The sequence below is a fragment of the Fervidicoccus sp. genome, from assembly GCF_049967375.1.
Lineage (GTDB): Archaea > Thermoproteota > Thermoprotei_A > Sulfolobales > Fervidicoccaceae > Fervidicoccus > Fervidicoccus fontis.
In genome coordinates this window covers 1-5686 of record NZ_JBMFSV010000034.1, presented here as the reverse complement: position 1 = coordinate 5686, position 5686 = coordinate 1, and the positions used below count along the sequence as shown (strand labels likewise).

Below are 5686 nucleotides of genomic sequence, written 5' to 3'. Positions count from 1 at the left end.
GAATTCTTGGCACCGATAAAAGTATTAAGCCGGCCAAAGATATTCTATACAAGCCAAAGACCAAGTTTCTCAAGGAGAAGATAGCCAAGGCGCATTTCAGCAACAAAAAGGAAAGGCAGTACATAGACATTTTATGCAGTCGCGAAGAATTCGCTTATAAATATGAGGTAAAAGGCGAGAGTTTCCCAATGTATGGCTCTCAAAAGTTTCTCTGCTACCCCGAGTATGACGAATATCGGGAAGAATACCTCAGGATGCTTGACGAGCTTAGCCACGAGGACTACATAAGAGTCATGGCCGAGGAAATATTCCTGCCGGGTCACAGGCCTGACAAAAACCCAGCCCAAGCTGGAGTATTTCAATTTAGAGGACAGGAAGAAAATACTGGCATGAAAGAAAAGGCACGATGAAGCTGAGAAGAGGATAAAGGAAAAGGAAGTAGAGAAAAGGAGAAGAGAAGAAGAGGAACAAAAGAGATGGTGGCTCAGCGTCTGAGGTAAGGAATAATCATAGATTTTGGATAAGTGTATGATCGGCGCACCTGCTAATAACACAGTATTTATCGCTCCGTCGCCGTTCTCGGCTCCTTCGGGACCTCGGCATAGGTGCCTCCACTCTAAAATTGTTTTTGTGCAAATTTTTTGCGTGTATTTTTTATAGTGTTTACTATTTTTTTGAAATAAAATGCTAACCCAAAAATCATACTTGCTACTATGAGCAGTCTTTGAAGAAAAATAGGGATAGGCATCACTGTTAATAGGCATGGCAGATAATGTACTATTTAAAATTTTAGATAAAACAGGCTTTGTAGTTTAATTACTAATAAAACTACAGATTAAGGAATAAAACTACAAAACTCCATCAGTGGCTTTGTTTAAAAACTCCAAATCTGTCCAAAAACTCATTATTCTGTCCATAAAGTGTCTAAAAACTAAAAATCAGAAAAAGCTTATCCCTGACCTCAAAAAGGAAAATTAATGAGGCTAGGGCTAAGAATTGGATTAGCAGAAGTTGTATTACTTTATTGATGTGCTGTAACGTAAAGCTTTTCTTTACTCTCCAAGTTTTCTATGAATTCCTTTTTAGAAAAAGTGTAAATTTTTAAGCCTTCTTTATAGTCTATAAATTGCGCCCATCTCGAAGAGTCTACAAAAATTGATGGAGCGATGAATAAACTGATTGCATCCTGCTTAAGATTTATACGTTCTTCTAAATGACATGCTATGGACGGTATCTCTCGGATATACTGTTGAGGGGGTTATATATAGAAGCCTCGAATGTTACCTTTTTCTAACAATGTCTTAACCTCGCCACAGACATATCGCTGTGTTCAGAAGGAGAGAGTTTGTACATTACAGTGCTTTTATCTTGTTTAGTACTTCATCAACATTGTCATTGCTGACTAAAAAGAAGTGTAATTTACCATTTCCTAATTTTCCCCACTCTTCTGCTAATTCCGCCTTATAGGTGGTATCTTCATTACTGATCAGGTGTTCTCCTTTCCACTCTAATGCCAAAACATTACCCTTTTCAGTAACTGCAATAAAATCTGGATAAAATTTATCAGGATGCCATCCTTGTAAGTAGAACGGGTCTTTCTTTGCTCTGTTTCTTATCCAGAATTTAATGTTTGGTAGTGTATCCAAATCAAGCCTTTCTACAAATCTTTTTTCTTCTTTATTCAATTTGTCAATCTTTTGGTAGTAGTTTTTATTAAACTCTTCTGGAATCTCTTCTGCTAATGTTATGATAGCTGGAAATTGTTCAAATTGTTTAACCTTGATCTTGCCATCTTTTACTGCTTTAGCAAAACTTTTCTTCGCATGTTCCATCAATATCTCAGTTATTACATTGTCTAGTTTCTGAAGCAACAAATAACGATTTATTGATAAGTCCTGAATGGTATATCCGTCGATATTATCAATTGCCTTTTCTAAGAATTTTACTTTATCTTCTTTTTCAAGCATGGTGAATCTAAGATGTTTATCTAACCATAGAAGTAACTCTTTCTTTGAAAAATTCTTATCTGCATATGTCAACTTTAGAACTTTTTGCGCTCCTCTTATCCACTTATCATCTTCTTTTATATCGATAATCGCTTTCCCATCGCTATCATAATGGATTTTGAAATCCATTTTTGTATTCTGTTTCGCCAATTCAAAATCTTCGCCTATCAAATCTTCAAAAGAAAGTTCGTCATTTTCATAAGCCATAATCGGCGGGCTAAAGTTCTCGTTAATTCTTCTATCTACATCAAATTCATATTGTTTTTTACCATCCGCAGAGTTAATCATATCATGTTTGCTATATCCATGACTTTCTAAGCCAGCTATTATCTCGTTTGCGGCTTCATTGAAGTTTCTTGCTGAGGCAAACACATAGCTTCTGTTCAAATCCTCTTCTTCTTTTCGCTTTGCATAAGGCATACGCATAATTCTACCGATAATCTGTTCGACTGCAATTCTAGAACCTATATTTGCAACAGAAATTAGGATATATGCAAAAGAACAATCCCATCCCTCTGCCAATGCGTTTACTGTAATTATGTACCTTATTTTGCAACTATTACTGAATAGATCAACACCATCCAAATCGTTTTGTGTGGATGTTTTAATAGCAATCTCGTCTTTCGAGATTTTACATTCTTTTAGAAGGAATTCTCTAATTTTACTAACCGTTATCTTCCTTTCATCCTCTTTCTCTTGCTCTGCTTGTAATAGCGCAATAGGTCGAATTTTTTCTCCTTTTAACTTTTTGGCAATTTTCTCTAGTTCATGCCTTCTTAGAACACCTTGCAATATTGCATTTTGCCATTGCGAAAGACTCTCTAAGACAAGAGGTAATTTTATCATTTGTTGTTCTTTTAGCTCTGAAGAATGTACTTCTACTAAAATGTTGCTTTCTGGTCTAGGGGTAGCAGTATACTCTATTATAAAACTAGGGTTTAGGTCTTTTAGAAATTCTATTGATAACTTTGTTTTTGTCTTATGCCCCTCGTCTATCACAATCAGGGGGTTGCTAAGCCTAACAACATTAGCCAAAGATTTTATTATTCCAGAGTCATCCTTTTCCAATATATCTGACAATTCGATATTTTCAAAATGTCCTATCAAAGCTCCGTTTTCTTGATAGACCTTATACTTATTTTGTAAGGTCTTTTCCTTCCTAAAGGCGTCTAGGCTTGAAATAATTATACAAACATTATCTTCTACTTCATCCCTTGTTATTCTTAGGGCTTCTTCATTCGAGAATATCATTACATTATTATCAAAATACTCATCTAACACTCTTCTATGCATATCTTTCCTGTCTTTAAATTTCCTGAGAGTCTGACTTTTGATAGCTTCAGATGGAACGAACCACATTACTATACCATGACCCATCTTCTCCTTCAGAAAGGAGTCCATTATTTGGATAATAGAATGGCATCCCACCAAAGTTTTACCTCCTCCAGTCGGTATTTTTACACAAATAAAAGGAATGTCCTCTCCAAAGAACTCGTCCTTATATGGCTGCTTTGTTAAATGTATGAATGCTAAATCTGGCTTCATTTTTTCTAAGTCTTTTAGGAATTCAGCTAGTATATCAAGTGTTCTTTGTTGATAAGTTTTCAGTTCCATTAATACACCTTTACCTCATAGGGAATCTGTTTGAATTGAATTTTATACTTCTCTAACGTTCTTTCGTCAATAAGGCATTTGTCTGCATATATAACTTTCTTTTTGTTATCTTTCTTAAGTTTCTCTAGAAACCCTTTACTTAAGATATTCTTGCCCTTTTCCTTGAAGATAAGATAATATTCAGTTTCATCATAATCCCCGATAAAATTACCAGATATTTCTTTTTTGTCGATATTTGTATTAGTCTCAGTAAAATAAATATATGTTGCTAACTGTTCAAAAGTACATTCTTGCTCGATTTGCCCATCCTCATTGAATAAGGGCTTATCTAATTCGCAATATTCAAAACCTGTCTTATAATCATATTTATTTATGGCTCTTTTTACTCTTTCAGTAGTTATCTGCTCGGTATTAGCTAGTATTGTTCCATCGTCTAGTTTTATTGGTTCTTTTAATTTTTCTCCTATCTCAATTAAAATAAATTTCCTATTACCTCCGTCTTCTTTGTTTAAATCTAAGACGGCTTGTCCAGTTGTGCCTGATCCTGCAAATGAATCGAGAATTAAAGCATTTTTATCTGTAAAAAATGCCAGTAATCTTTTTATTAACTCTACTGGTTTTGGATTACTAAATACATTTTTCATACCCAATTTCTCTAAATCAGGGCTACCGCTATTTGCGCAATTATTGATTACTGAACCTAAAACCACTGTACCTCTCTTTTTACGAAAGTATGGTACACCATTTTTACGAAAATACACCTCAAGCCACTCTTGCCCTTTATAATCGTATGTTTTTTCACTAGTTCCAAGTTTTGAAAAAAATTCAATCATTTGATTTTTATATGGAAATGAAGCCTCGAGCAGAACGTCTTTAACCAACTTTCCATTTTTAAATTCCATTGTACCGTTAATAATATCTATCCGATTAGTTCCTCTTCCAACACTGTCTCTAAAAATAATATCACTAACTCCTTCAATTTTCAAACCTTTTGGAAATGTTACTTTGGCTAATGGATTCCTATTTGTTCTCTTTATCTGGAGTCTTTCATCTATTGTATCTGATATAGTAGGAAAATTTTTAGCATATACTGATTCAACTAATTCTTGATTTTTTCCATATGCAAGTATATATTCATGATTTTTTACAATTCGTCTAAACCCCCTAGTCGATCCTGCATTGTTCCATATTAGAATACCTCTATCTACTCTATTCTGTTCATTAAATAAATCGTCCATTATCGATCTGAGGGACACTAGTTCATTGTCGTCGATACTAACAAAAATAACCCCATCATCACTCAATAAATCTCTAAGTAATTTCAATCTCGGATACATCATGCAAAGCCATTTATCATGCCTGCATAAGTCCTCAGACTCACTACCGACTACTTTTCCTAACCATTTTTTGATTTTCGGAGAGTTTACCTTATCATTATAAACCCAGCCTTCATTACCAGTGTTATACGGCGGGTCAATGTAAATACATTTTACTTGTCCTTGATAATAGGGCATGAGGGCTTTCAGAGCTTCAAGGTTATCTCCATGTATTATCAAGTTTTGTGAGTTTTCACCATAAGAAAGTGATTTTACCTTTTTTAACAATCTAAAAGGCACGTCTTTATCGTGATTTACAACAGCTTCTTTACCAATCCAGTTTAAAATAGGCATATTATCACCAATTATTGCACATAGCCTCAGCTAACAAACATGTTCTTGCATTGCTACCTTCACCCAGAAGCAGTTGGCTGTTTGTATAGCGTTGCCATACGCTTTTTGTGATAATATTATCAAAGTACAACTTTATATACTTTTGTATCATACTTCCACCAAATTCTTCTTTTCACACCATGCTTTCCAGATATATCTTTCTCCATCAGCAGAGTTTTCCACTAATCCTAACTCATTCAACTTCTTTAAATGCTTCTGCGCAGTATTCCAGCTTATATGCAAAGCTTCTGCGATCTGATTGGCAGTCATACTACCGCCGTTCTTTAGCAACAACCGCAATATCTCCCTATCATAAAATTTCAGATTACTTATTGCCATGCTCCTACACCTTTAATA

At 34.7% G+C, this 5686-nt stretch carries 4 protein-coding genes; 1 reads left to right on the top strand and 3 read right to left on the bottom strand.

The annotated features are described in order from the left end of the window. A partial coding sequence (locus tag ACP5SL_RS05815) for a hypothetical protein (RefSeq protein ID WP_428228332.1) occupies nucleotides 1-410 on the top strand: 410 nt, incomplete at its 5' end. A 942-nt stretch (nucleotides 411-1352) separates the two neighbouring features. On the opposite strand, the gene ACP5SL_RS05810 is transcribed toward ACP5SL_RS05815, so the two are convergent. The 3 genes from ACP5SL_RS05810 to ACP5SL_RS05800 form a co-directional block, all read right to left on the bottom strand. Further along, nucleotides 1353-3620, bottom strand: coding sequence for a DEAD/DEAH box helicase (locus tag ACP5SL_RS05810; protein ID WP_428228331.1), 2268 nt, complete (start codon nucleotides 3618-3620; stop codon nucleotides 1353-1355). Next, a complete protein-coding gene (locus ACP5SL_RS05805; RefSeq protein ID WP_428228330.1) occupies nucleotides 3620-5290 on the bottom strand; it encodes a site-specific DNA-methyltransferase in 1671 nt (556 codons plus the stop codon). The genes ACP5SL_RS05810 and ACP5SL_RS05805 overlap by 1 nt, the downstream gene beginning before the upstream one ends. Before the next feature lie 147 nt (nucleotides 5291-5437). Further along, nucleotides 5438-5668 carry a winged helix-turn-helix transcriptional regulator gene (locus ACP5SL_RS05800; RefSeq protein ID WP_428228329.1) on the bottom strand — a complete coding sequence of 77 codons (231 nt, stop codon included), beginning with the start codon at nucleotides 5666-5668 and terminating at the stop codon, nucleotides 5438-5440. Between the last annotated feature and the right edge of the window lie 18 nt (nucleotides 5669-5686).